The 25,537-nt window shown below is 65.0% G+C and carries 31 protein-coding genes; 22 read left to right on the top strand and 9 right to left on the bottom strand.

Features of this window, described 5'->3' with window-relative positions; all coding sequences use genetic code 11:
- Positions 1–44 precede the first annotated feature (44 nt).
- On the bottom strand, positions 45–350 hold the full coding sequence (locus tag GR167_RS00155) for a hypothetical protein (protein ID WP_160971421.1): 306 nt from the start codon (positions 348–350) through the stop codon (positions 45–47).
- Between the two features lie 327 nt (positions 351–677).
- On the opposite strand from GR167_RS00155, the gene GR167_RS00150 reads away from it, so the two are divergent.
- The 17 genes from GR167_RS00150 to GR167_RS00070 all read left to right on the top strand — a co-directional run bounded on the left by GR167_RS00150 (position 678) and on the right by GR167_RS00070 (position 14,890).
- A complete protein-coding gene (locus GR167_RS00150) occupies positions 678–1,853 on the top strand; it encodes a sigma 54-interacting transcriptional regulator (RefSeq protein WP_160971420.1) in 1,176 nt (391 codons plus the stop codon).
- 15 nt (positions 1,854–1,868) lie between these two features.
- A complete protein-coding gene (gene fliE / locus GR167_RS00145; protein WP_160971419.1) occupies positions 1,869–2,192 on the top strand; it encodes a flagellar hook-basal body complex protein FliE in 324 nt (107 codons plus the stop codon).
- Between the two features lie 38 nt (positions 2,193–2,230).
- Complete coding sequence (fliF, locus tag GR167_RS00140) at positions 2,231–3,964, top strand: flagellar basal-body MS-ring/collar protein FliF (RefSeq protein WP_160971418.1); 1,734 nt, start codon at positions 2,231–2,233, stop codon at positions 3,962–3,964.
- Positions 3,965–3,968: 4 nt separating this feature from the next.
- Positions 3,969–4,985 (top strand): flagellar motor switch protein FliG, encoded by a 1,017-nt coding sequence (fliG, locus tag GR167_RS00135; RefSeq protein ID WP_160971417.1) that lies wholly within the window; start codon positions 3,969–3,971, stop codon positions 4,983–4,985.
- Positions 4,986–5,000: 15 nt separating this feature from the next.
- On the top strand, positions 5,001–5,735 hold the full coding sequence (locus GR167_RS00130; RefSeq protein WP_160971416.1) for a FliH/SctL family protein: 735 nt from the start codon (positions 5,001–5,003) through the stop codon (positions 5,733–5,735).
- On the top strand, positions 5,732–7,087 hold the full coding sequence (locus tag GR167_RS00125; protein WP_160971415.1) for a FliI/YscN family ATPase: 1,356 nt from the start codon (positions 5,732–5,734) through the stop codon (positions 7,085–7,087). The genes GR167_RS00130 and GR167_RS00125 overlap by 4 nt, the downstream gene beginning before the upstream one ends.
- Positions 7,074–7,445: a hypothetical protein gene (locus tag GR167_RS00120; protein WP_160971414.1), complete on the top strand. Its 372-nt coding sequence runs from the start codon at positions 7,074–7,076 to the stop codon at positions 7,443–7,445. The genes GR167_RS00125 and GR167_RS00120 overlap by 14 nt, the downstream gene beginning before the upstream one ends.
- A gap of 128 nt (positions 7,446–7,573) precedes the next feature.
- Positions 7,574–9,352, top strand: coding sequence for a flagellar hook-length control protein FliK (locus GR167_RS00115; RefSeq protein ID WP_160971413.1), 1,779 nt, complete (start codon positions 7,574–7,576; stop codon positions 9,350–9,352).
- Positions 9,353–9,411: 59 nt separating this feature from the next.
- Positions 9,412–9,930 (top strand): flagellar basal body-associated FliL family protein, encoded by a 519-nt coding sequence (locus tag GR167_RS00110; protein ID WP_235915798.1) that lies wholly within the window; start codon positions 9,412–9,414, stop codon positions 9,928–9,930.
- A 21-nt stretch (positions 9,931–9,951) separates the two neighbouring features.
- Positions 9,952–10,926, top strand: a complete 975-nt coding sequence (gene fliM / locus GR167_RS00105) for a flagellar motor switch protein FliM (protein ID WP_160971411.1) — start codon at positions 9,952–9,954, stop codon at positions 10,924–10,926.
- Between the two features lie 31 nt (positions 10,927–10,957).
- Positions 10,958–11,287: a flagellar motor switch protein FliN gene (gene fliN, locus GR167_RS00100; protein ID WP_160971410.1), complete on the top strand. Its 330-nt coding sequence runs from the start codon at positions 10,958–10,960 to the stop codon at positions 11,285–11,287.
- A 96-nt stretch (positions 11,288–11,383) separates the two neighbouring features.
- The gene (locus GR167_RS00095; RefSeq protein WP_160971409.1) at positions 11,384–11,680 is read left to right on the top strand and encodes a flagellar biosynthetic protein FliO; all 297 of its coding nucleotides are present in this window, start codon (positions 11,384–11,386) and stop codon (positions 11,678–11,680) included.
- A complete protein-coding gene (gene fliP, locus GR167_RS00090; protein WP_160971408.1) occupies positions 11,677–12,429 on the top strand; it encodes a flagellar type III secretion system pore protein FliP in 753 nt (250 codons plus the stop codon). Before GR167_RS00095 ends, fliP begins: the two co-directional genes overlap by 4 nt.
- 3 nt (positions 12,430–12,432) lie before the next feature.
- On the top strand, positions 12,433–12,699 hold the full coding sequence (gene fliQ / locus GR167_RS00085; RefSeq protein WP_160971407.1) for a flagellar biosynthesis protein FliQ: 267 nt from the start codon (positions 12,433–12,435) through the stop codon (positions 12,697–12,699).
- Between the two features lie 3 nt (positions 12,700–12,702).
- Entirely contained in the window at positions 12,703–13,521 is an 819-nt protein-coding gene (fliR, locus tag GR167_RS00080; protein WP_370741198.1) for a flagellar biosynthetic protein FliR, read from the top strand.
- Complete coding sequence (flhB, locus tag GR167_RS00075) at positions 13,514–14,662, top strand: flagellar biosynthesis protein FlhB (RefSeq protein WP_160971406.1); 1,149 nt, start codon at positions 13,514–13,516, stop codon at positions 14,660–14,662. Before fliR ends, flhB begins: the two co-directional genes overlap by 8 nt.
- A gap of 21 nt (positions 14,663–14,683) precedes the next feature.
- Positions 14,684–14,890 (top strand): hypothetical protein, encoded by a 207-nt coding sequence (locus GR167_RS00070; protein WP_160971405.1) that lies wholly within the window; start codon positions 14,684–14,686, stop codon positions 14,888–14,890.
- Between the two features lie 171 nt (positions 14,891–15,061).
- On the opposite strand, the gene GR167_RS00065 is transcribed toward GR167_RS00070, so the two are convergent.
- The 8 genes from GR167_RS00065 to GR167_RS00030 form a co-directional block, all read right to left on the bottom strand.
- Positions 15,062–15,238 carry a hypothetical protein gene (locus tag GR167_RS00065; RefSeq protein WP_160971404.1) on the bottom strand — a complete coding sequence of 59 codons (177 nt, stop codon included), beginning with the start codon at positions 15,236–15,238 and terminating at the stop codon, positions 15,062–15,064.
- 245 nt (positions 15,239–15,483) lie between these two features.
- Complete coding sequence (hypE, locus tag GR167_RS00060; protein WP_160971403.1) at positions 15,484–16,506, bottom strand: hydrogenase expression/formation protein HypE; 1,023 nt, start codon at positions 16,504–16,506, stop codon at positions 15,484–15,486.
- Between the two features lie 77 nt (positions 16,507–16,583).
- A complete protein-coding gene (hypD, locus tag GR167_RS00055; protein WP_160971402.1) occupies positions 16,584–17,717 on the bottom strand; it encodes a hydrogenase formation protein HypD in 1,134 nt (377 codons plus the stop codon).
- Positions 17,714–18,004 (bottom strand): HypC/HybG/HupF family hydrogenase formation chaperone, encoded by a 291-nt coding sequence (gene hypC / locus GR167_RS00050; protein ID WP_160971401.1) that lies wholly within the window; start codon positions 18,002–18,004, stop codon positions 17,714–17,716. The genes hypD and hypC overlap by 4 nt, the downstream gene beginning before the upstream one ends.
- 67 nt (positions 18,005–18,071) lie before the next feature.
- Entirely contained in the window at positions 18,072–18,872 is an 801-nt protein-coding gene (hypB, locus tag GR167_RS00045) for a hydrogenase nickel incorporation protein HypB (protein WP_160971400.1), read from the bottom strand.
- On the bottom strand, positions 18,872–19,213 hold the full coding sequence (hypA, locus tag GR167_RS00040; protein ID WP_160971399.1) for a hydrogenase maturation nickel metallochaperone HypA: 342 nt from the start codon (positions 19,211–19,213) through the stop codon (positions 18,872–18,874). The genes hypB and hypA overlap by 1 nt, the downstream gene beginning before the upstream one ends.
- Before the next feature lie 79 nt (positions 19,214–19,292).
- Positions 19,293–21,545 (bottom strand): carbamoyltransferase HypF, encoded by a 2,253-nt coding sequence (hypF, locus tag GR167_RS00035; protein ID WP_160971715.1) that lies wholly within the window; start codon positions 21,543–21,545, stop codon positions 19,293–19,295.
- Positions 21,546–21,720: 175 nt separating this feature from the next.
- A complete protein-coding gene (locus GR167_RS00030) occupies positions 21,721–22,416 on the bottom strand; it encodes a fumarylacetoacetate hydrolase family protein (RefSeq protein ID WP_160971398.1) in 696 nt (231 codons plus the stop codon).
- 194 nt (positions 22,417–22,610) lie between these two features.
- Here GR167_RS00030 and GR167_RS00025 point away from each other — a divergent pair, with 194 nt between their 5' ends.
- From GR167_RS00025 to queF, 5 genes are all read left to right on the top strand, one after another.
- Positions 22,611–23,081 carry a MarR family winged helix-turn-helix transcriptional regulator gene (locus GR167_RS00025; RefSeq protein WP_235915797.1) on the top strand — a complete coding sequence of 157 codons (471 nt, stop codon included), beginning with the start codon at positions 22,611–22,613 and terminating at the stop codon, positions 23,079–23,081.
- Between the two features lie 145 nt (positions 23,082–23,226).
- On the top strand, positions 23,227–23,928 hold the full coding sequence (gene queC / locus GR167_RS00020; RefSeq protein WP_160971397.1) for a 7-cyano-7-deazaguanine synthase QueC: 702 nt from the start codon (positions 23,227–23,229) through the stop codon (positions 23,926–23,928).
- On the top strand, positions 23,928–24,281 hold the full coding sequence (queD, locus tag GR167_RS00015; RefSeq protein ID WP_160971396.1) for a 6-carboxytetrahydropterin synthase QueD: 354 nt from the start codon (positions 23,928–23,930) through the stop codon (positions 24,279–24,281). The genes queC and queD overlap by 1 nt, the downstream gene beginning before the upstream one ends.
- Positions 24,278–24,985, top strand: coding sequence for a 7-carboxy-7-deazaguanine synthase QueE (queE, locus tag GR167_RS00010; RefSeq protein ID WP_160971395.1), 708 nt, complete (start codon positions 24,278–24,280; stop codon positions 24,983–24,985). The genes queD and queE overlap by 4 nt, the downstream gene beginning before the upstream one ends.
- 22 nt (positions 24,986–25,007) lie before the next feature.
- Entirely contained in the window at positions 25,008–25,475 is a 468-nt protein-coding gene (gene queF, locus GR167_RS00005; protein ID WP_160971394.1) for a preQ(1) synthase, read from the top strand.
- The last annotated feature ends 62 nt before the right edge of the window (positions 25,476–25,537 follow it).

The following is a 25,537-nucleotide window of genomic DNA, read 5'->3' as shown; positions in this document are numbered from 1 at the left end:
CTCAACTCTTCACTATTCAAAGCATTCCAAGAGAAGGAGCGGGCCTAAGCCGCGTTTTCGTTCCCGTCGAAGCTGAAGATGCACACCCCGTCGAATCCGGTGGATTTGAACAGGAAGGTTTTCTTCATCATGTCGACAAAGCCGCCATGTTTCTTCTCGAAATTCTTCAGATCTGCCACGGTGGGGAAAAAGAGGTTTACCGAAATGTCGCCTTCCTTACTGATAAGAACTGTCAGCCCCGACAGGCGGCATTCAGGAATCGCATTGCCGAGCGTCTCGGTGACGAACGGTGCGGCGATCTGAGCGGCGTCGAGGCTAGGGAATTTAAGATGGTACGTTTTTGACAACATAAGACACGGCCTGCAGTTTGGTTTTACGTCTGCATTGGAAAACGGCGGCGCCCGGAAAAAGTTGACCCCTGTCATTTGAAAAATAATACATCCCTAAGTATGGGGCGGCGCAAATTCGCCTATGTCAGGAAATCGTCAATTCTCCGACACTCAGCAAAATGCCGCCAAACCGACATATCCGAAGGGTATTCCACCGATATATACTTTCGATATTTTAGAAAATTGTTTCGTTGATTTTCAATTACTTAAAATCATTTTAGTAAAAAATTAAGGACTTGGTACGGTCCCTGCTTCTTCAGTTCCGACAGCAATTCGCAGGAGCGTACCATGGCCAAGGTTTTTATCATCGGACAAGATTTTGACGACGCGGCGGCACTCGCCGATCTACTGACCCGTCGTCGTATCGACAGCCTGGTGATCGACGGTCTTGGTGCCCCGGACACCAACCCCGGCAAGGGCAACACCCTGGTCTGCAGCGCCGCCGCAGAAACTGCCGCGGGCGGTCAATCGGGCCTGGTGACCGGCGCCCGTCACCTGGGCGTGTCGCTACTGGTCATCGTGCAGCCGGGCGAGGAGTTCTCGACCGTGGCGGAACTGGGCGGCCGGATGCAGCGCGTCACCCTGCCCCTGCGCGGCGAAGCGCGCCCGCCGCTCTATACCCCCTCGCTGCTGGCGCTGGCCGATCTGATCGCCACCCCGCATGGCGGCATGGTGGCCGCGGCCGAAACCACCAGCGCGCTGATCGATCTTGCTGCCCGCGTCGCCCAGACCGACGTCACCGTCTTCATCAACGGCCCGACCGGCAGCGGCAAGGAAGTGCTGTCGCGCCTGATCCATGACCGTTCGCCCCGCGCCGGCAAGCCCTTCGTCGCCGTCAACTGCGCCGCAATCCCGGAAAACATGCTCGAAGCGATGCTGTTCGGCCATGAAAAGGGCGCCTTCACCGGCGCGTCGACCGCCAATCGCGGCATCTTCCGCGCCGCCGACGGTGGCACGCTGCTGCTCGACGAAATCTCGGAAATGCCGCTCAGCCTGCAAGCCAAGCTGCTGCGCGTGCTGCAGGAAAAGAAAGTCACCCCGCTGGGATCGCAGAAAGAGGAAAGCGTCGACATCCGCGTCATCGCCACCTCGAACCGCGACATGCTGGGCGAAGTGGTGGCCGGCAACTTCCGCGAAGACCTGTATTACCGCCTGAACGTGTTCCCGCTGGCCACCCAGGCGCTGGCCACCCGCCCCGATGACGTGCCGGCGCTGGCCGTCGCGATGATCCGCCGCCATGTCGGCGAAACCGCGCCGCTGCCACTGCTGACCGACGAGGCGATGACGGTGCTGCGCGACTACCAGTGGCCGGGCAATGTGCGCGAGCTGGAAAACGTGGTGCAGCGCGCCCTGGTGCTGCGCACCGGCAACAAGGTCGTCGCCGCCGACATCATGCTGACCACCCACACCGCGCTGATCCCGGGGATGTTCGACCCGGCGGCCATGGCGGCCCAGGCGGCCTGATCGGAGACCTGAACGATGTCGATCAACGGCCTTTCCGGACAATCCACTCTCGCGGCGCTGACCTCGCGCGGCACCACGCCGGTGCAGCAAGGCAATTCCGCCAATCCCACCAAGCAGACCACGTCGTTTTCCGACCGTCTGGGCGGGGCGCTGGAACAGGTGGCGCAATCGCAGAACAAGGCGGCCGACGCGGCCAAGGCCTATGAAACCGGCCGGACCGACAACCTTGCGGGCGTCATGGTCGAACAACAGGTCGCCTCGCTCGGTTTCCAGATGACCCTGAACGTCCGCAACAAGGCGCTGTCCGCCTATCGCGACATCATGAATATGCCGGTTTAACCCGCCTGCCCTGCACGGCGCGCAAGTAGAGAGTTTGCATGGATAGCTCGACCAACCCCCTCGCCACGACCGGAGGAAACGCCGTCGCCGCCCGCGGCAAGGCTTACCTTGCGCAGTTCCAGACGATCACCAGCCAGCCGGCGGTGCGCCGCGCCCTGCCCGCGATCATCCTGGTCACCGCGGCGGTTCTGGGTCTCGCCGCCTATGCGCTGCTGAGCCAGCCCAAGCGGCTGACGCTTTATTCCGACCTGCCCGAGGCCGACAAGGCCCGCGCGGTCGAAGTGCTGATGTCTAACGGTATCGACGCCAATCTCGACCGCGCCTCCGGCGCGCTGAGCGTGACCGAGGCCGATTACCACCGCGCCCGCATGGTACTGGCCACCGAGGGCCTGCCCGCTGGCACCCCCGACGGCATGACCACCCTGTCGGAAATGCCGATGGGCGCCAGCCGCTCGGTCGAAGCCGCCCGGCTGCGCCGGATGCAGGAACTCGACCTGGCCCGCTCGATCACCGAATTCCAGAATGTCAGCAACGCGCGGGTCCACCTGGCGCTGCCGGAACAGACCGCCTTCATCCGCGACACCAAGCCGCCGCGCGCCTCGGTCTTCGTGCAGCTGGTGCCCGGCCGCGCGATGGATGACGGCCAGGTTTCCGCGATCATCAGCCTGGTGTCGACCAGCGTTCCCGGCATGGCGCGCTCGAACGTGTCGGTGGTCGATCAGAACGGACGTCTGCTGTCGAAGGAAGGCACCGATCCGCTGAGCGAACTGACCGATCAGCAACTGGCCCATCGCAAGCGGATGGAAGACCATTACCGCAAGCGGATCGAAACTCTGCTGAGCCCGATCGTCGGCCCCGGCAACGTCGCCGCCGAGGTGACCGTGGACATGGATTTCACCCGGTCGGAAATCACCAACGAACAGTATATGCCCAACGGGTCGGTGATCCGCTCGGAACAGGAAATGATCCAGTCGACCACCGCGCAACAGGCCAAGGGCATTCCCGGCGCGGTGTCCAACACCCCGCCGCAGGAAACCGAGTTGGCCGCAGACGGACCCTCCTCGACCGTTGAAAAGCAGGGCACCGAAAAGAACACCACCAGCAATTCGACCCGCAACTACGAAGTCAGCCGCCGGGTCGAAACCACCACCCCCGCCCTGGCGCAGATCACCCGCATCCACGCCGCCGTCGTGCTGCGCAGCCCGCCGGGCAAGATGGGCGAAGACGGCTCGCTGACGCCCGGCGAACTGCCCGCCTCGGTGCTGCAGGATGCCAATGCGCTGGTGCGCAGCGCCATCGGCTTCCAGGAAGAACGCGGCGACAGCGTAACCCTGTCCTCTCAGCCCTTCGTCAACCCGTTCGAAGAGGTCGCCAACCCCTGGTACAAGGAAGCCTGGGTCGGCACCACCGGCCGCTACCTGGCGCAGATCGTTGTTCTGGCGATCATCGTGCTGGGGCTGGTGCGCCCGATCATCGACAAGCTGCTGTTCTCGCCCACCGCGGCGGCCGGAAGCTCCGGCATGCTGGGCGCGCCGATCGCGGCGCAAGGCGTCGCCGGCCTGCCCGGCGACGCGATCGAAGTGGGCCCCGGCGAAACCCTGGCCGAGGTTCGGGCGCGGCTCGACGGGTTCGAACCGGCCGGCAACCCCTGGGCGCATGTGTCCTATGACGAAAAGCTTTCGCTGATCCGCGAACTGACCCGCACCGACAGCGACCGCATCGCCACCGCGTTCAAGGCGATGATCGAAGATGACAATAAAGAGTTGAAGTGATCCCATGGCCAGCGCAAACACCTTCGCAGATCTCGGCGGCACCAAGAAAGCCGCAGTCCTGATGATGCTGTTCGGCGAAGAAGCCGCTTCGAGCATCCTCAAACTGCTGAGCCCGCAGGAGGTGCAGCAGCTGGGCACCGCGATGTACGGGGTGCGCAACGTGGACCATTCGACGGTCAACGAGGTGCTGAACGAATTCCTCAATGAATTGCGTGAACATACCGGTCTTGGCGTCGGGGCGAACGAATATATCCGCGAAGTGCTGACCCGCGCGCTTGGCCAGGACAAGGCGCAATCGGTTATGGGGCGCATCCCGCCCAGCAGCAACGACCACCCGATCCAGATCCTGGAATGGATGGACGCGCCGGCGGTGGCCGAACTGATCGTCGACGAACATCCGCAGATCGTCGCGCTGATCGTGGCGGCGCTGGATTATGCGGTTGCGGCCGATGTGCTGAAGCTGCTGCCCGAGGACCTGCAGCCCGACATCATCAACCGGATTTCCGAACTCAGCACCGTGCAGCCCGACGCGCTACGCAATCTCGAAGAGGTGATCCAGCGCAAGTTCCAGACCAATGCCAGCCTGCGCGCCTCGCAGATGGGCGGGGTGAAGGCGGCCGCGCGGATCATGAACTTCACCAAGCAGGACATGGAACAGCGCATCCTGAAGACCATCAACAAGGACAACAAGGACCTGGTGGTGGCGCTGCAGGACAACATGTTCGTGTTCGACAACCTGATCAAGTCGAGCGACCGCGCGCTGCAGACCCTGCTGCGCGAAGTGGACAACCAGACCCTGGTCATCGCCCTGCGCGGCGCCGACGATGCGCTGCAGGAAAAGCTGCTCAGCTGCATGTCGAGCCGCGCCGCCGCCAATATCGTCGACGAAATGGATGCGCTCGGCCCGGTGCGCCTGACCGAGGTGCAGACGGCGCAGAAAGAGGTCATCGCGGTCGCGCGGCGGCTGTCGGACGACGGCACGATCATGCTGGCCGGACGCGGCGGCGAAGTCATGGTTTAACGAAAGACGGGCGCGATGGGATACCATTCCGACATTCCGGTACAGAAGCTCGACCTCGACGCCTTGTCGTCGCTGCTGCGCAACAACCGCGACAGCGCCTTCCGGCCGCGCGAATTCGCCACCGTGAAACCCGATCCCCTGCCCGAGGCGCCGCTGCAGCCGCAAGCCAGCGCCCCCGCCGCCCCGGCCCCCGAGCTGGAGGAAGCCCGCGCCAAGGCGCATAAGACCGGTTTCACCGAAGGCTTCGCCCAGGGCTATCAGCAGGGCCTGGCCGAAGCCTCCGCCGCCGAACCCGAACCGGCCCCGGAACCCGATCCCGCCCTCTTGGCCAGCGCCGAGCAGATGGAAGAGGCCCGCGCGGTCTTCGTCGAATTGTCGCGCGCGCTGGTCGATCACACCGAGGCGCATCACACCTCGCTGCGCCAGGCGATGGAACGCACCCTGATCGCGCTGGCCGGCGAACTGGCCGGCAGCCGGATCGACGCCCTGCCCCAGGCCTATGTCGCCAAGATCGAAGACCTCGCCGGCCGCGTCGGCAAGGCGGTGGAAAGCACCGTGATTTCGCTCAACCCCGACGACCTGCAGGCGATCGCGCCCTGCCTGGACGGCAGCGACGTGTTGTCGGCCTGCACCCTGCAGCCCGACCCGCGGCTGACCCGCGGCGCGGTCGATATCAAATCCGGCCCCAACCGGGTGCAGACGGTGCTGGGCGAAACCGATGATGCCATTCCCGGGGCAGACGAAGAATGACCGTGCTGCTGGAACGGCTGGAACACGACCTTGCCACCCTGCCCGACCGCTGCGCGCCGCAGATCAGCGGCGAGGTGCTGCGCTATGACGGGCTGGTGGTGGAAAGTTCCGGCTTCCCGGCCAGCCCCGGCGATCTGTGCCAGATCTTCCCGCGCCACGCCGCGCCGGGCGCCGATCCGATCGAGGCCGAGGTGATCGGCTTTTCCAACGGCAAGAACCTGTTGTTTCTCGACACCGCAGGCGCCCAGATCACGCTGGGCGATCCCATCGTGCTGCGCCGCGCCGGGCGGATGTGCGAGGTCGGCGAGGAATTGCTGGGCCGGGTGATCGACGCCAGCGGCGCGCCGCTCGATGGCCGCCCCGCCCCGCGCCCCTCGGACCGCTGGCCGCTGGCCGGCAAACCGCTGAACCCGCTGGCCCGCACCCCGGTGCGCGAAGTGCTGGACGTCGGCGTGCGCATCCTGAATTCCGCCATGACCATCGGCCGCGGTCAGCGCGTCGGCATCATGGCAGGCTCCGGCGTCGGCAAATCGGTGCTGATCGAGATGATGACCCACAACACCACCGCCGACGTGATCGTGGTGGGTCTGATCGGCGAACGCGCCCGAGAGGTGGGCGATTTCGTATCCCGCGTGATGACCGGCGAGGCGGCCAAGCGGATCTGCGTCGTCGCGGTGCCCGCCGACCGCTCGCCGCTGTTGCGCCTGCGCGCCGCCAACCGCACCACCGCCATCGCCGAATATTTCCGGTCGCAGGGCAAGGACGTGCTGATGATCATGGATTCACTGACCCGCGTCGCCCATGCCAAGCGCGAAGCCGGGCTGGCCTTGGGCGAACAGCCCACCGCCAAGGGCTATACCCCGTCCGTCATCTCGCTGATCCCGGCGCTGATTGAACGCTGCGGACCCGGCCTGCCCGGTCAGGGCACCATCACCGCGCTTTACACCGTTCTGGCCGATGGCGACGACACCACCAACGATCCGGTGGTGGACAGCGCCCGCGCCATCCTCGACGGTCACATGGTTCTGTCGCGCAGCCAGGCGCAGCGCGGCATCTATCCCGCCATCGACCTGCCCGCCTCGATCAGCCGGGTGATGAACGACATCGTCAGCCCCGAACACGTGGTGGCGAGCCAGCGGCTGCGGCGGATGATTTCGCTGTATATGGACAACCGCGACCTGATGCTGATGGGCGGCTACAGCGCCGGTCAGGACAAGGATCTGGATCAGGCCATCGCGCTGTGGCCCCGGATCGAAGCCTTCATCTGCCAGCTGAAAAGCGAAAAGGTGACCTTCGAGCAAAGCGCGCAACAACTGTTCGACCTGGTCGGGGGCCTGAATGAGCAAGCATAAGGGCGATCTTCTGCGCATGATGGCGAAGGCCGAAACGATCAAGCAGGCCGACCTGGCCCGCAAGCTGCGTCTGGTGCAGGACGAAAAGGACCGGATCGAGGCGCAGGCGGGATCGCTGGAACGGCTGCTGGACGAACACCGCATCGCCACCCCGAACGCACAGACCACCGCGCAGCTGGCCAACACCTTGCGGGTCGGCCAGCAGCTGGAAAGCCACCGCCGCACCCTGACCGCGCAGATGAAGCAGACCGAACACCGGGTCAACCGCGCCCGCACCGCGCTGGCGCAATCGGGGCACAAGCTGGAAATCCTGACCGACAGGGCGCGGATCGCGGATCAGCAGGCAGAAAACGACTAGGCCCTTCGGACTGGCACGAAACCTGCAACGCATCTGCTGAATAACGCCACGAACTCCATGGAATAACGATGCCGCAAACCGTTACGCCTGTCACCGCCTCCGGAGCGCCTTCCATTTTCCCGGCCAGCATGTCCGGAAAAGCGAAGCCCGGCACCGAAGGGGCAGCCGATTTTGCCGAGCTGCTGAAAGGGTCGCAGAATATCAATGCCGTCCCCGGCAACGTTGCCGAAGCGAAGGGCAAGCCCGCCGCGGACGACACCGCCGAGGCCGCTTCGAACGGGTCCGGCATCACCTTCTATTCCGACAATGAAAACGGCGAACCTGGCGATGGCGAAACCGCCGAGGCCGGTGAGGGTGAAAGCGAGGCGCTGCTGCCGCTTTCCGTCCTGTCCGGGGAAACCGGCGATGACGCGACGGCCCCGACCGGCCTGCCCAGCACCATCGACCAACTGACCCCGGTGGTGGCGGCGAAACCCGATCCGGCAGCGGTCGCGGCGGCCGTCGCGGCAGAAGGTCAGGTTGAAACCGCGATCCCCCTGCCCGACGCATCGCAGGGTGAGATCGAAACTGCGACCTCGCTGCTGCTCAAGGGCAAGGCGGCGACCGCATCCGCTTTGGCCGGAACCGCTCAGAAGGCCGACGGCGCCGCAGCGGTTGCAGGCGCGGCGGACGCCGTGACCGACGCAACGGCCAATGCCGCCAAGACCGCAGCCACGGCGCTGACCGGCGACACCGCCCTGTCCCAGGCCGAGGGCCAAAGCGATGCCGGCAAGACCGCTCTGCCCGGCGCAGGGCAGGCCGTGACGGAAGCCATCGCCGGGCAACAGCTTGCGCCCGACGCAGAGACCAAGCCCGCGCTGCAACTGACGGAATCCGAGGCCGCCGCCCGGGCCAAGGAACTCGCCGAACAGTTCGCCCCCGGCCAGAAGATCGAGAATTCGGACGCCGGTAAAGCCGCGGGCAAAGCCAGTGAGGCCCCCGGCGCCGCCGTTGCGGCCGCCGCCCGGATGGCCAATGGCAGCCTGTCCGAAACCGGCGAGGCGGGCGCGGAAACCGCCGTTGAAGCCACCGCCCCCGACACTCAGGCGGTCAAGGCCGCAGTGCAGGCCGCGCTTGCCGATGCCGGACGTGGCCAGGCCGCCAATGGCCAGCCCGCGCCGCTGAATGGCGGCGATGCGCAGGCCGCAGCGACGGATCATGTCGAAACCGGCACCGACACCACCGCCCCTGCCCTCGACAGCGTGATCGACGAGGCGCTGAGCCTGGACGGTGCCGCCTCCGATACGCTTGAGCCCGATTTCATGCAGCAAACCGTCGCCACCGCCGCAGCGGCAGCGATCAGCGCCGCGCAGCAGGCAGAGGCCCAGGCCTCGGCCAGCGCACCGCAGGCGGGCGTCGTCACCGTGCAGGCCGGTGAAATGGGCGAAACCGTCGCCACCGCCACCTCGAGCGCCTCGAACGCGAACGCCGCCGCCCGCAACCTGCAGATGGTCGATCCGGATTGGCCGGTGAACCTGACCTCGATGATCCGCGCGGCGCAGGAAATGGGCCAAAGCGAGATCGAAATCGCCCTGCAACCGGAAAAGCTTGGCAAGATGACGATCAAGCTGGACATGCGCGACAGCAGCAACGTGGCGGTCAATATCGTCACCGAAACCGATGCCGCCGCCCGGATGCTGAACGACAACCAGTCGCGGCTGGCCGACATGATGCAAAAGGCGGGTCTGGACCTGACCCAGCACCACGCCAGCAGCGGCCAGAGCTTCCAGGACCAAGGCGGCCAGGGCGGTCAGATGAGCGGGAATTCCGGTTCCGGAACCGATGCGTGGCAAAATTCGTCGGATGAGGAGCTTTCGGCACAATCCATGCAAGCAGCCCCCGACAAGGGCATTGATATTATCGCCTGAGGTAAAAGGTTATGGCTAATGCAACGGTTGATGGATCGGTACAAAGGAAGGGCGGCGGAATGCTGAAAAACCTGTTCCTGCTCATTCTGGGCGGCGGCTTGGCGGCGGGCGGTTTCTTCGCCGGTCAATATGTGACCCAGTCGACGATGAGCCCGGCAGACGAAGTGCTGCGCCTGATCGAGGAAACCGGTCCGGACGGCACCCATATGAACGAAGACGAACCGCAGCGCATCCCGCGCGAACTGCCCGATGCGCCGCTGTTCGAGACGCAGTATTACGAATTCCCCGACCCGCTGACCACCAACCTGAAAGGGTCCACCCGGTTCCTGCAGCTGGGCATCGGGCTGGCGACGCAATACGATCAGGCGGTGCTGGGCAATGTGCAGACCCATGAAATGGCGCTGCGCTCGGACATGCTGGCGGTGCTGAGCACCTTCACCGAAGCGGATGTCGAAGGCACCGAGGGGCGCGACGCCCTGTCCGCCGCTTTGCGCGACGCCATCAACGCCCGGCTGGAACAGCTGGAAGGCTTCGGCGGCATCGAAAGCGTGTTCTTCCCCGTCTTCGTGATGCAGTGAGGCACGCAAATGGCAGGCAACATGTCAGGGACGCACAAGCTTTCCTCCGGGGAACTCGCCGCACTCGTTGGCGGCCTGATGGATCTCGATACCGCCGAGAACGAATTCCAGGACGGCGAGATATCCTACAAGCCGTACAAGTTCGGCGAAAACAACCTGTCGCTGATGGGCGATTATTACGGGTTGCGGATGATCAATGAACGGTTCTGCCGCCTGGCCCGGACCGTGTTCCTGCCGATGCTGCGGCTGCAGCCGAGGATTTCCGCCTTCCCGCCCGAGGTCAAAAGCTTCGCCGATTACAGCGACGAGGTGGAAAATTTCGTCAGCCTGACCACCAGCCGGGTCGAGGCGCTGCGCGGCAGTCAGATGATGGTGATCCCGCGCGATTTCGTGTCGATGCTGACCGATGCCTATTACGGCGGGTCGATCCGCAACACGCCCAGCAACAGCAGGACGGAATTCACCCCGACCGAACAGCGGGTGATCGAACTGGTGTCGGACGGGCTGAACGAAGCGATGGCGCTGGCCTGGCGCGACCTGATGCCGATCACCTTCGACGTGCAGAACCGCGAGGAAAACCTCAGCTTCGCCAGTTTCGCCGATGCCGAGGACATGGTGGTGAACTGTTCCTTCATGGTGCAGCTGCCCGAAGCCGACCCGGCCAATTTCGACATCATCTATCCGCTGCAGACGCTGAAACCGATCGCCGCCCAGCTGCGCTCGCGGATGCATTCGGACCTGCTGGAGGAAGACCTCAGCTGGCGCGAGAAGATGGAACGCGCGGTGCTGAACGTGCCGCTGAACATCACCGCCATCCTGGCCGAACCCTCGGTGCCGCTGGGCCGCATCGGCAATGTCGCACCGGGCGAAGTGGTGCCGGTGCAGATGACCCCTGCCCCGCGCCTGCTGGTCGAAGGCCGGCCGCTGTTCGAAGCCGATCTCGGCGAAGCCTCGGGCAAATCCGCCCTGAACCTGACCCGCCGAATTGCAGACTAACCCGGCCCTATGAGTCGAAAGGACCAAAGTCATGAGTGAAGACACCGCCGTGCAAGACCCTTCTGTTCCCGCCACCACCCCCGCCCCTGAACAAACCAGCCAGCTGCTCAACGGGCTGGGCGTGCTGGAAACCGTCAAGGTGAAGCTGACCGTCGAAGTGGGCCGGACCGAAATCACCATCCAGGACCTTTTGAAACTCAACGAGGGATCGGTGGTCGAACTGGACCGGATGGCGGGCGATCCGCTGGATATCCAGATCAACGGCACCACCATCGCCAAGGGCGAAGTGGTCGTGGTCGGCGAACGCTTCGGCATCCGTTTCGGCGATATCGTCGACCCCAAGGACCGGATGCAGATCTGACCCTGCCGCCGCCTTTCCAATATTTTCCAGCCCACGCCTGCTTGGCATGAAACATGCCCCTAAACGGTCAGTATAGCCGTTTAGGAGAGGCGTGTTATGGTTACCGATGTCCTGCAAATCGACCAGATACTGACGGTCGGCGGGTTCCTGGCCGTTCTGGTTGCTGCACTTTTGCTGGTTCAGGCCAATCGTTCTAAATTGTCCGGCCGCATGGCCAAGGGCCGCCGGATGCAAATCGCCGAGGTCACCGCCCTCGGCCCCGATGCCCGCGCGATGCTGCTTGCCGTGGACGGGGATGAATTCCTGGTGGTCACCACCAAGCGGCAGGCCCCGGTGGTCACCGCATTGCCCAAGGGCGCGGCCAAGCCCGAAATCGTCAAGGTGGCGGCATGAGGCGCCTTGTTCCGCTGCTCGTGATCTTGGGGCTTGGCGCCACGCCGGCCCTGTCGCAAGGCCTGCCGGCGCTGGAAATCACCGCCCCCGGCGGCGACACCCAGACGCAATATTCGCTGTCGCTGCAGATCCTGGCGCTGATGACGGCGCTGACCGTGCTGCCCTCGATCGTGCTGGGGATGAGCGCCTTCACCCGCATCATCATCGTGCTGTCGATCCTGCGCCAGGCGCTCGGCACCCAGCAGACGCCACCGAACCAGGTACTGATCGCCATCGCGCTGTTCCTGAGCTTCTTCATCATGCAGCCGGTGCTGACAGAGGTCTATGACAGCTCCATCGCGCCCTATCTGGACGGTCAGCTTGCTCCGATGGAAGCCTTCGACAAGGCGCGCACTCTGATCAGCGGTTTCCTGGTGGAAAACACCCGCAAGAACGACCTGATGATGTTCGCCGACCTGGCCGGCGACGGGCCCTATGAAAACGAAGCCGACGTGCCCCTGTCGGTGATGTTGCCCGCCTTCATTACCTCGGAGCTGAAAACCGCGTTCCAGATCGGCTTCCTGCTGTTCCTGCCCTTCCTGGTGATCGACATGGTGATCGCCTCGATCCTGATGGCTTTGGGGATGATGATGCTGTCGCCGATGCTGGTATCGCTGCCGTTCAAGCTGCTGCTCTTCGTGCTGGTCGACGGCTGGGCGCTGACCATGGGATCGCTGGTCAACAGTTTCGCCAGCGGGGTCGGAGGATAAGCGATGGATTTCGACGCGAATATCGAACAGCTGAAGCTGGCCTACTGGAACATCCTGCTGACCGCAGGCCCGGTGCTGGCCATCGCGCTGGCGGTGGGTCTGCTGGTCGGCATCATCCAGGCCGCCACCTCGATCAACGAATCCACGCTCAGCTTCGTGCCGAAACTGGCGGTGGTTCTGCTGACCATGGCGCTGGCGGCGGGGTTCATGATGACAACGCTGACCGACTATTTCACCCATGTCTTCGACATGGTCGCCAATATGCACTGATCCGTGGAAGACTTTATTTCATACGATTCCGGCGTGCCCGGCGTGGAAATGGGCCAGGCCGTCGAGATGTCGGTGCTGTTCCTGTTCGCCATGCTGCGGATCGGCGGCTTCATCATCGCCGCCCCGGTGTTCGGCGCCCGCTTCATTCCGCTGCAGGTGCGCATCGTCACCTCGGTCATGCTGACCATCCCGGTGATGAGCTTTGCCGACCTGCCCGATCCCGAAACCCTGATGGATACCGCCGCCGTGGGGCTGATCCTGGGCGAGCTGGCGATCGGGCTGTCGGCGGGGCTGTTGCTGATGATCTTCTTTTCCGCCGCGGTGATGGCGGGCGACCGGATCGCCGCCACCGCGGGTCTGGGCTTTGCCGCGCAGGTCGACCCGGCCTCGGGCGCGCAGGCACCGGTGGTGGGGCAATTGTTCAGCCTGGCGCTGATGGTGTTCTTCGTCGCCTCCGACAACCACCTGGTGGCGCTGCGCATCCTGCTTGACAGCTATACCTATATCCCGCCCGGCAGCGTCTTCGACCCCGGCATCCTGATCCAGTCGGGCGTCGCGGCAGCTGGCGAAATGTTCACCTTCGCCGCACGGCTGATGATGCCGGTGGTGACCGTGCTGCTGCTGGTCAACATGGGCATCGGCGTGATCACCCGCTCGGCGCCGCAGCTCAACATCTTTTCCTTCGGTTTCCCGCTGACCATGACGGTCACCATCGTGCTGCTCTATCTCGGCGCGCCGATCCTGGGAACCGCGTTCGACCGGCTGATCGAGGCGTCCATCGACGCGTTGATGCAGATGATGACGGAGGCCGCCAATGGCTGAGAGCGACGACGGCCAGGAAAAGACAGAAGAACCGACGCCGAAAAAGAAACAGGACGCGAAAAACGACGGCAAGGTCGTTACTTCCAAGGAAATGTTCGTCTTCGCCTCGATGCTGGGGGCGATCGTGATCCTGATGGCGGCCGGGCTCTACGGCCCCACCATGGCCACCGCCTGGAGCACCTTCTTCCGCTTCGGATCGGCCGAAACGCTGGATTCGCTGATGGTGGTCCGGCTGCTGGAGGGGATGAAATATGTCGGGATCATTTCGCTGGCCGTCGGCCTGCCGCTGCTGATCGCGACGCTGGCAATTCAGGCGGCGATGGGCGGGCTGATCTTTTCCGGCAAGAACATGCAGCCCAAGCTGGAAAAATTCAACATCCTCAAGGGTGTCGCCAAGATGGTGTCGATGAAGGCGCTGGTCGAACTGGGCAAGGCGCTGCTCAAGGTGTTCCTGCTTGGCGGGCTGGCCGGGATCGTGCTGTGGCAATGGCTGCCGGTGCTCGACACCACCGCCTTCATGACCGTGGGTGAATCGATGGCGACCCTGTCGCGGGTCACCTACCGGGTGCTGGTCGCGCTGGTGCTGGGGCTGGCGGTGATCGGCGCGGTCGACCTGTTCTATCAGGCCTTCAGCATGAACAAGAGCCTGAAGATGACCAAGCAGGAAATGAAGGACGAGGCGAAACAGACCGAAGGGTCGCCCGAGGTCAAAGGCGCGATCCGGCGCAGGCAGATGGAAGCCTCGCAACAGGGCGCGGCGCGGCGCGCGGCGCTGGAAAACGTGTTCGACGCCAATGCGATCATCACCAACCCGAAACACTTCTCGGTCGCTTTGCGCTATGTGCCGGGCGAAACCAAGGCGCCGGTGGTGCTGGCCCTTGGCGAAGGGTCGATGGCGTTCCAGATCCGCGAACGCGCCGCCCTGCACAACGTGCCGATCCTGGAAGTCCCGCCGCTGGCGCGTGCGATCTACTTCACCAGCGACCTTGGCAGCGAAATTCACCCCGAGCTCTATTCGGCGGTGGCGATGATCCTGGCCTATATCTACCAGCTCGACCGCGGCATCAGCGCCAACATGCCGGTGATCGACCTGCCGCAGGATTTCCGCTTCGACGAGAATGGCATAAATACTGCAGGGTGATCCGGAAAGGAGACCGCAAAGATGAGAAACAAGCGCACCGGTTCCGTCGGACAGATGATTTCGACGCTCTGTTTTCTGGGCGTCGGCCTGTGGCTGATCGCCGAAGCCGCAATGACCGAAGGCGATCCGCTGCGGGTCTTCGTGCTGGTCAGCTGCGCCATCCTGTCCTTGTCGGGCGCGCTGCGCTTTCAGATCGCGACGGTGGCGGGCTGGTTTCGCCCGGCCTGACGCAGACCACGTAGAGCCCGACAATCGCCCCGAAACGCCCCCCGGCCGCAAACCCCGATCCTGAAAAACGAAACAGGGCATGCCATCGGCACACCCTGTTTACGCGAGAAAGGACGAGAGAGAGTTGCGCAGGGGCAGAACTTGTTGGGGACGAGACCCTGCCCCTACGCGTCAGGACAGGTTCTGGGCAACCGTAGGGACGAACCAGAACCAGAACAACGCGCCGCTGGACAGAAGGGGAAGCATCCACCATCCCGAACTCAGCTCGAATTCCTTCTTCTGGGGGGAAGATGGAACAGGGACAAGAGTGCTGTCAGCCAAATCGGAGGGTTTGAACTGGAACGACATAGCGACCTTCCTTTCTGTGATCCTCAGTGCGAAGCGTTTGTTCTTCAGCGGCTTTCGACCGCTTGGCACCATATTTGCACTACTCATTTTTCGTTTCCACGTCGCTTAGGGACAATCGAGGCGCGCAAATTGTCGTGTATTTGAACTAAAGTATGTATGACAGCGTCGCCTCGATCTGCCTATGCGGGAAATCCCTTAGCGCTCGATCCCCTTAAACGGTAGCACCGCGCGAAAGTCGCGCGGAATCAGCAAATCCTCGGCAATTGTTCGCCGACCAGCATGTCGACGATCCGACTGCCGCCGAAGGCGCTGCGCAGGCTGACCCGCCCCGGCGCGCCCGCAACCGCCCGGCCGATCGCCACCGCGCCGCGCCCCGCCTCGGTGCCCCGCATCGCCTGCAAGGCCGCCTCGGCCTGCGCTTCGGGGACGAACAGAACCAGCGTGCCCTCATTGGCCAGGTAAAGCGGATCCAGCCCGAGGATTTCGCACATGCCCCGCACCTCCGCCCGGATCGGCAGCGCGTCTTCCTCGATCTCGATGGCGACGCCTGCCGCCTCGGCCATTTCGTTCAGCACCGCCGCCACCCCGCCCCGCGTCGCATCGCGCGCCGCGCGCGCGCCCGGGGCCGTGACCAGAACCGCCTCCATCAGATGCCCCAATCCCTGGCAATCCGATGCGATCTCGGCACTCAGCGCCATCTCGCCCCGCGCCGCCAGGATCGCCGCGCCATGATCGCCCAGCACCCCGTTGACGATCGCCACGTCGCCGGGCCGGATGTTCATTGCCCGCAGATCGCGCCCCGGCGGGATCACCCCGACGCCGGAGGTGGTAACGAAAACCCCGTCGGCGCCGCCGCGTTCCACCACCTTGGTGTCGCCGGTGACGATCTTCACCCCGGCCTTGTCCGCCTCCGCCGCCATCGACGCAACGATCCGGCGCAGCAGCGCTACCTCCACCCCTTCCTCGATGATGAAGGCGGCCGAAATCCACAGCGGTTTCGCGCCCCCCACCGCCAGGTCGTTCACCGTGCCGCAGACCGCCAAAGTGCCGATATCGCCGCCGGGAAACTCCACCGGGTCGACCACGAAACTGTCGGTGGTGAAGGCCAGCCGCGCCCCCGGCTCGGCCAGCGCCGCCGCCTGCAGCCGCGCCTGGTCCTCCATGCCGTCGGGGCGGAACACGGAGGTGAACACATCCTCGATCAGATCCCGCATCGCCCTGCCGCCGCCGCCATGGGCCAGTGTCACCCTTTCGTCCTTCAGCGCCATCTCACCTTCTTCTGTTCACAAATATCCCGGGGGTGTCGGTTCAAAATCCCATTTTGAACCGGAGGGGGCAGCGCCCCCTATTCCGCCGCCGCCCGCGCCCCGCCATAGCGGTAATAGGCCGCGCAGGCCCCTTCGGAACTGACCATCAGCGCGCCCAACGGATCGTCGGGCGTGCAGCCGCGCCCGAAATGCGGGCACTCTACAGGCTTCGCCCGCCCCGCCATCACCGCACCGCAGGCACAGCCCTCGGCCAGCTCCTCCGCCGCCACGGCCCCGTATCCAATGCCGAATTTGGCCTCCGCGTCGAACGCCCTGTAACGATCCCTGATCCGCAGCCCGCTTTCCTCGATCTCACCCAGGCCCCGCCATTCGAAGCTGGGCCGCGTCTCATAGACATCCGTGATCGCGGCCAGCGACACCGGGTTGCCGTGCTCGGGCACCACCCGGGCGTATTGGTTTTCCACCTCTGCCCGCCCCTCGCCGATCTGCCGCAGCACCATCAGCACCGATTGCAGCAGGTCCAGCGGTTCGAACCCCGCCACCACCACCGGCTTACCGTAATCGTCGGCAATGAAATCGAACGGATGGGTGCCGATCACCATGCTGACATGACCCGGCCCGACGAACCCGTCCAGCACCATATGGGGGTCGTCCAGCAGCGCCCGGATCGGCGGCGGCACGGTGATATGGGTGCAAAAGACGCTGAAATTCGCCAATCCCTCGCGCGCCGCGGCCTGGATCGACAGCGCGGTCGAGGGCGTCGTGGTCTCGAATCCCAGCCCGAAGAACACCACCTCGCGATCCGGGTTGCGCCGCGCCAGTTCCAGCGCGTCGAGCGGCGAATAGACCATGCGGATATCGGCCCCCGCCGCCTTGGCCTGCATCAGCGACCCGCGCGTCCCCGGCACCCGCATCGCATCGCCGAAAGTGGTGAAGATCACCCCGTCTTTTTCAGCGATTTCAATACATTCGTCGACGCGCTTCATCGGCAACACGCAGACCGGGCAACCGGGGCCGTGGATGAACTCGATCCCCTCATGCACCAGCTTGTCGAGCCCGTAGCGGAAAATCGCATGGGTATGGCCGCCGCAAATCTCCATGATCCGCACCGGCGCCTCGCGTGTCGCCCCGATCTCGTCGGCAACCCCGGCGATCTGCGCCAGCAGCGCCCTTGCCGCTTTCGGATCGCGGAATTCCTCGGCGAACCTCATTGCCCGCCCTCCAGCGCGGCGTCCCCGGCCGCCATCGCGTCCAGTTCCGCCTGCGCCTCGCCCAGTTCGCGCAACGCCTGCAGCGTCGCCGCCGCCTCGTCTTCATCGATCAGCGCCATGGCGAAACCGACATGGATCAGGATCCACTTGCCGACCAGGTCCTCCAGCGGGCCGGAGGCGACCGGGGCGACGTTGACCTCGCGCCGCACGCCCGAGATTTCGGCCAGCGCCAGCATCCGCTCGGGGTCGGTCAGCGCCACGATCTGGCCGGGAATGCCCAGGCACATGTCAGACCTCTCCGTCCAAAAAGACCGCACATTCACGCCGATATTTCAAAGTGATACACTCCACTCCTCACTCCGCCGCCTGCGGCACCTTGCGGCCCAGGTTCCCGCGCAGCCACGCGATCCACTCCCGCATCCCCTCGCCGGTGCGCGCACTCAGGCGCAGCACCTCGATCCCCGGGTTCACCCGCCGCAGGTTGGCCTCGTAAAGGTCCAGATCGACGTCGCAATGCGGCGCCAGGTCGGTCTTGTTCAGCAGCGCCAGCTTCGACACGGTGAACATGTCGGGATATTTCAGCGGCTTGTCCTCACCCTCGGTGACGCTGAGCACCGCCACCTTGCAATCCTCGCCCAGATCGAAGCCGGCGGGACAGACCAGATTGCCGACATTTTCGATGAACAAGACAGAGCCGGGCGCGATATCGAGATGTTCCATCGCATGGCCGACCATATGCGCGTCCAGGTGGCAGCCCTTGCCGGTATTGATCTGCACCGCCTGCGCCCCGGTGGCGCGGATGCGTTCGGCGTCGTTGGCGGTCTGCTGATCGCCCTCGATCACCGCCAGCGGCTGATCGCCCAGGGCCTCGATCGTCTTGCACAGCAGCGTCGTCTTGCCCGACCCCGGCGAGGACACCAGGTTGACCGCAAAGGCGCCCCTGGCCTGCAGAACCTGCCGGTTGGCCGCCGCGAAACGGTCGTTCTTCGACAGGATATCGGTTTCGATCTCGATCAGCCGCGCCTGGCTCATCCCCGCGACCTGCGCCCCGGCGGGGCCGTGGCCGAAATGAAGCTCGCCATGGGAATGGCCATGGGCGTGATCATGCCCGTGATCATGGTCATGACTGGTCCCGCATCCGCACACCGTACACATCAGATCACCTCCAGGTTCTTGATCCGCATCTCGTCCCCCGCGACCGGCATCAGCATGGTGCCGCCGCAGAGCGGACAGGGGGAAAACCGCTCGTCGATTTCCACCTCTTTCATGCAGTCATAGCACATCGCGCGCCCCGGCAGGTCGCGGATTTCCAGCCGCGCCCCATCCGCCACCGATCCGCGCATCGCCGCGTCGAAGGCGAATTCCAGCGCCTGCTTTTCGACGCAGGAAAACCGGCCGATTTCCAGCCGCACCGTTTTGACCGCCGCGAACCCGTCGGCGCGGGCGCGATCCTCGATCACCTCGCGGATCGACTGGCAAAGCGACATCTCATGCATTGCGCGCCCTCCCGTGGCACGACCGGCGGTTGCTTTGCCCCAAGGTTGCGTCAGGCGGCCGCTGAGGGCAAGCCCGGGATCACCGCATCGCCCCCGCCGCCGCGATCAGCGCCTGACCGAAGGCCAAGCCACCGTCATTCGCCGGGACCCGGCGATGGACCAGTACCGGCAGATCGCCCAACTCCCTTAGCACCAGCTCAAGCAGCAGCGCATTCTGGAAACAGCCCCCCGACAACGCCACCGCCTCCGCCTCGCCGCTTTTGACCATCGTGCGGGCGGCCCCGGCAAAGGCCCGGGCCAGCCCCGCATGGAACCGCCAGGCGATGTTTTCGACCGGTGCACCGGCGCCCAGCTGTTCCGAAATCTCCGCCCAGATCGGCGCCGGATCGATCTCGCCACCTTCGCGGGCAAACGCGAAGCCCGCCCCGGCGCCACGGTTCGCCAGCGCCTCCAGCCGCATCGCCGCCTCGCCCTCATATCCATGCCCCATCGGGCAAATCCCCAGAACCGCCGCCACCGCATCGAACAACCGCCCGGCGCTGGACGACAGCGGCGCGTTGATCCCTGCCCGCGCCGCCTGCCGCGCCAATTCCAGCGGCGCATCGGGAAACAGATCATCGGCCCAGCCGGACAAGCCCGCCTGATCCAGCCGCGCCATTCCGTTGCGCCAGGGCTCCACCTGCGCCCTGTCGCCACCGATCAGCGGCGCGGGTTTCAGCCAGACCCGCCGCTCGAAGCTGTGATAATCGCCCAGCAACACCTCGCCGCCCCACAGGGTGCCGTCGGCCCCCAGCCCCAACCCGTCCAGCACGATCCCCGCCACCTTGCCGCCATCCTGCGGCCAGAGGTTGTCGCCCAGACAGGATGCCAGATGCGCGTGGTGATGCTGTACCTTGATCAGCGCCAGGCGCTGCGCCGCCGCCCGTTCCTCCGCATGGCGCGCGGCGCGGAAATCGGGATGCATGTCGCAGGCTATCCGCGCGGGGTCATGATCGAACAGGCCCGCATAGTCGCGGTCGGCCTGCAGAAACGCCTCCCAGCTCAGCTCACTGTCCAGATCGCCCAAGTGATGGCCCAGCACCGCCTGGCCGTTCTTCAACAGGCAGATCGCCCCCTTCATCTGCCCGCCATAGGCCACGACCTGTGGCGCGTCCCCGAAACCCTCGGGCAAGGGCAAGGCGCCCGGCACGCGCCCGCGTCCCCGGCGCAGCACCATCGACCCCTGCGCGGTCACCCGTTCCACCCCGTCATCCAGCCGCCGCGCGATATCACGATCATGCATCACGAACGCATCGGCGAAGCCCGACAGCTTGCCCCGCGCGTCCTCATTGCCGATCGCCTGCGGTTCGCCCGACAGATTGCCGCTGGTCATCACCAGGGGCGCGCCGGTGGCGTCGATCAGCAGGTGATGCAGCGGCGTATGGGGCAACATCCAGCCCAGCCGGTCCAACCCCGGCGCCAGCGCGTTGGGCAGCGCCTCCCCGGCTTTCTCCAACAACACGATGGGCGCCGTCGGATCGCGCAACAACTCCCATTCCGCCGCCGACACCTTGGCATGACGCGCAATCGTGTCCTCGCCCCCCATCAACGCAAAGGGCTTGCCCGGCCGCCGCTTACGCTGCCGCAGCAGCGCCACCGCCAGCGACTGGCGCGCATCGACGCAAAGGTGAAACCCGCCCAGCCCCTTGATCGCCAGAACCGCCCCCCGCGCCAAACGTTCCGCCGCCAGCGCCACCGGATCGCCCGGCACCTCGCGCCCGTCCTCTTCCAGCCACAGCCGCGGCCCGCAGGCGGGACAAGCCACCGGCTGCGCATGGAAACGCCGGTCGGTCGGATCGGCATATTCGGCGGCGCAATCGGGGCACATGCCGAAATCCGCCATGGTGGTCTGCGCCCGGTCATAGGGCAGCCCCTTGAGGATGGAAAACCGCGGCCCGCAGCGGGTGCAATTGGCAAAGGCATAGCCGAAGCGCCGGTCGCTCGGGTCACGGATTTCGGCCAAGCAATCGGGACAGGTCGCCGCGTCGGGCACCACGCCGGTCTGCGCCCCCTGCCCGGTCGAGGCCGCGATCTCGAACCCATCGGGCGGGTCGAAGGTAAAAGCCTCGCTCTCCACCGCATCGACCCGCGCCAGGCCCGGCGCCTCCGCCCCGATCGCCGCCTCGAACCCGTCCAGATCGCCGCCCGAGACGCAAATCAGCACCCCTTCGGGATCGTTCAGCACCCAGCCCCGCAGCCCCATCCGCCGCGCCAGATGCCAGATGAAGGGCCGAAACCCGACCCCCTGCACCTGCCCCCGCACCCGGATGCGCCGCCCTGCCGCCAAAGCAATCCCCTCATTTCATCTTGGCCCAAATACCTCGGGGGAGTCGTTGAAAATCAACGATTTTCAACGGCGGGGGCAGCGCCCCCTCTGCCCTCAACAATAGGCTCCCCCGGCAAGGGTGACCCGAAAGCACCGCCAGGAAAAGAAAAAAGGGCCCACAGGCCCCTTTCCCGAAATCCCCTTACTCGGGATCGCTCAGCGTCAACTCGATCGGGTCCAGCCCGTCGATCCCGCCGGTGATCGTATCGCCCGCCACGACAGGGCCGACGCCCGCGGGGGTGCCGGTCAGGATCACGTCGCCCGGCACAAGGTGATAGTATTGCGACAGGTGCGACACGATCTCGGCCACGTTCCAGACCATGTCGTCCAGCGTCGCGTCCTGCTTGACCTCGGCATCGACCTCCAGGTGGATGCGCTGCCCCGCCGGATGCCAGTCGGCGGCGCGGGTCAACGGCGCCATCACGGCGCCGTTTTCGATATCCTTGCCCAGATCCCAAGGCCGGCGGTGATCCTTGCCGTCCTGCTGCCGGTCGCGCCGCGTCATGTCGAGCGCGCAGCCATAGGCATAGATCGCCGCCATCGCCGCGTCCTGATCCGCGCGGAACACCGGCGCGCCCAGCACCAGCGCCAGTTCCATTTCGTAATGAAAATTCTCGGTGCCGGGCGGATAGGGCACGGTGGCGCCGCTGGCGACATGGGCGCTGGCCGATTTCAGGAAATACCAGGGTGCCTCGCGGTCGACCTCGCCGCCCATCTCGGCGGCATGGGCTGCGTAGTTGCGCCCGACGCAGAAGATCCGGTTGATCGGGTATTCGCCCGCCTCGCCCTTGACCGGAACGGAATGGACCTTGGGGGGATCGAACAGGTAGCTGGTCATGTCGCGCCTTCCTAACAGAAACCATATCGGCGGCGGCGGGATGCCCCCGGTCGCCGACAGTTGCCCAAGTGCTACCGCGTCGCATCCCGACATGGAAGGCCGATCATCCCGGTTGCAAGCTGCTGGCCCAGCCCCGGCTTGCATGCCAAGATAAAACCGCGCAGATATCGGGCAAAGACACGAGGGATGGACACTTGCAGGACCTCTACAGCATGGCCGGGCACCTGATCCGGCGTCTCAACCAGATTTCGGTGTCGGTCTTCGCCGACCGGATGAAGGAGGCGGGGATCGACCTGACCCAGGTGCAGTTCGGCGCGCTTCTGGCGCTGTCAGGCAATCCCGATATCGATCAGGCGACGCTGGCCGGGCTGATCGCCCATGACCGGGTGACCATGGGGGCGGTGCTGGACCGGCTGCAGAACAAGGGGCTGATCGAACGGCGCACCAGCCCGCGGGACCGCCGCGCCAAGGTGCTGAAACTGACCGCAAAGGGCGCCGCATTGCTGGAGCGGGTCACCCCCATCGTCTGGGCGCTGCAGACCGATATCCTGGCCGGTCTCGACGAGGCCGAGCGTGCCGAGATGCTGCGGCTGATGCAGAAGGTGACCGATGCGGGCAACGAATTGAGCCGCGCGCCGCTGCAAAAGCCGAAACAGGCCGGATAAAGCCCCCCCGAGCGTTTCAAATGTCCCGAAAGGCGCCCCTGCGGGCGCCTTTCTCCTGTCGCCCCTTGAACCCCCTGCCCCCGAACGCTATATCGCCCGCCTACCGGTCGCAGCCTACCCGGTTATCAAAACAAGGACTGACAAAATGAAAACTCTCGTTATCTGCTCGGGCGGGCTCGATTCCGTGTCGCTTGCCCATATGATCGCCGATCAGCAGACCCTCACCCGGCTCGTTTCCTTCGATTACGGCCAGCGCCACCGCAAGGAGCTGGATTTCGCCGCTCGCTGCGCCGCGCGGCTCAATGTGCCGCATCACGTCATCGACATGCGCAATATCGGCGCGGCGCTGACCGGATCGGCGCTGACCGACGATATCGACGTGCCCGACGGGCATTACGCCGAAGAGACGATGAAGATCACCGTGGTGCCCAACCGCAACGCGATCATGCTGACCATCGCCTATGGTATCGCGGCGGCCAATGGTGATGAAGCGGTGGCGACGGCGGTGCATGGCGGCGATCACTTCATCTATCCCGACTGCCGCCCCGCCTTCACCGAAAGCTTCGACACGATGCAGCGCGCGGCGCTGGACGGCTATGCCGATGTGCGGCTGTCGACGCCCTTCGTGCACCGCTCCAAGGCCGATATCGTGACCGAGGGCGCCAAGGTGGACACGCCCTTCGCCGACACCTGGTCCTGCTACAAGGGCGGGCAGCACCATTGCGGCCGCTGCGGCACTTGCGTGGAACGGCGCGAAGCCTTCGACCTGGCCGGGATCGCGGACCCGACCACCTACGAAGATCCCGATTTCTGGAAGGCCGCCGTCAAGGCGGCGGAGGCGCGCTGATGTTCCGGATCACCAAGGAATTCCATTTCTCCGCCTCGCACCGGTTGGAACACCTGCCCGAGGATCACCAGTGCCACCGGCTGCACGGGCACAATTACATCGTGGTGGTGGAACTGGCCGCGAAAGAGCTGAACGCCGACGGGTTCGTGCGCGACTATCACGAGCTGAAGCCGCTGAAGACCCATATCGACGATGATTTCGACCACCGGCACCTGAACGACGTGATGGATGCCCATCCGACCGCCGAAAACATGGCGAAGTATTTCTTCGACTGGTGCAAGCAGCGCTGGCCGGAAACCGCCGCGGTAAAAGTCAGCGAAACGCCCAAGACCTGGGCCGAGTACCGGCCATGACCCTGCGGATCGCGGAAATCTTCGGCCCCACCATCCAGGGCGAAGGGGCGCTGATCGGCGAACCCACCGTGTTTGTGCGTGCGGGCGGCTGCGATTACCGCTGCGCGTGGTGCGATTCCATGCACGCGGTGGACAGCAAGTACCGGCACGACTGGGCGGCGATGGACCCGGCGCAGGTCTGGGACGAGGTGCGCGAACTGTCGGGCGGGCAGCCGCTTACCGTGTCGATATCCGGCGGCAACCCGGCGATCCAGGACTTCGCGCCGCTGATCGCACTGGGCAAGCTAGAGGGCTACCGCTTTGCCTGCGAAACCCAAGGGTCGGTCGCGAAACCGTGGTTTGGCGATCTCGACACGCTGGTGCTGAGCCCGAAACCGCCGTCGAGCGGCGAGGTCACCGATTGGGACGCCTTCGACGCCTGCCTGAAGGCTGCGGGCAACGCGCCCCAAACCGTGATGAAGATCGTCATCTTCGACGATGCCGATTACCAATGGGCCAAGGACGCGGCGGCGCGCTATCCGCATCTGCCGCTCTACCTGCAGCCCGGCAATCCCGAGGTCGACCCGGACCTGCCGGTCGACCTGCAGCAAACCACCGACCGGCTGCTCTGGCTGATCGAGAAAGTGACCGAAGACAAATGGTTCGCCCCCCGCGTGCTGCCGCAACTGCACGTTCTGGTCTGGGGCAACAAGCGCGGCGTCTGAGCCGCCGGATTGGAGACAAAAGATGAGCGACGAAACCATCTACAGCAACCTCAAGCAACTGGGCGGCGCGACCGTCATGCCGCAAAGCCCGGATCAGGCGGAACTGGAACGGGTGCAGAACCCGCAGGCCGATGTGCTTTACAACGTGCGCTTCACCGCGCCGGAATTCACCTCGCTCTGCCCGATGACCGGGCAACCCGATTTCGCCCACCTGGTGATCGATTACGTGCCGGGCGACTGGCTGGTGGAAAGCAAGTCGCTGAAACTGTTCCTCGGCTCGTTCCGCAATCACGGCGCGTTCCACGAAGACTGCACCGTGTCGATCGGCCGGCGGCTGGTCGATTTCCTCGACCCGAAATGGCTGCGCATCGGCGGTTACTGGTATCCGCGCGGCGGCATCCCGATCGACGTGTTCTGGCAAACCGGCGCAATTCCCGAAGGGGTCTGGATCCCCGATCAGGGCGTGCCGCCCTATCGCGGCCGGGGCTGACCGGCAGGTCCGGGCACACCCCGGGGCGCGCGCCCCGGGACCCGCCCGGCGCGCGCCGGGCG

The organism is Thalassovita mangrovi (genome assembly GCF_009857745.1).
Taxonomy (GTDB): Bacteria; Pseudomonadota; Alphaproteobacteria; order Rhodobacterales; family Rhodobacteraceae; genus Thalassobius; species Thalassobius mangrovi.
This window is presented reverse-complemented; position numbering and strand designations above follow the sequence as displayed.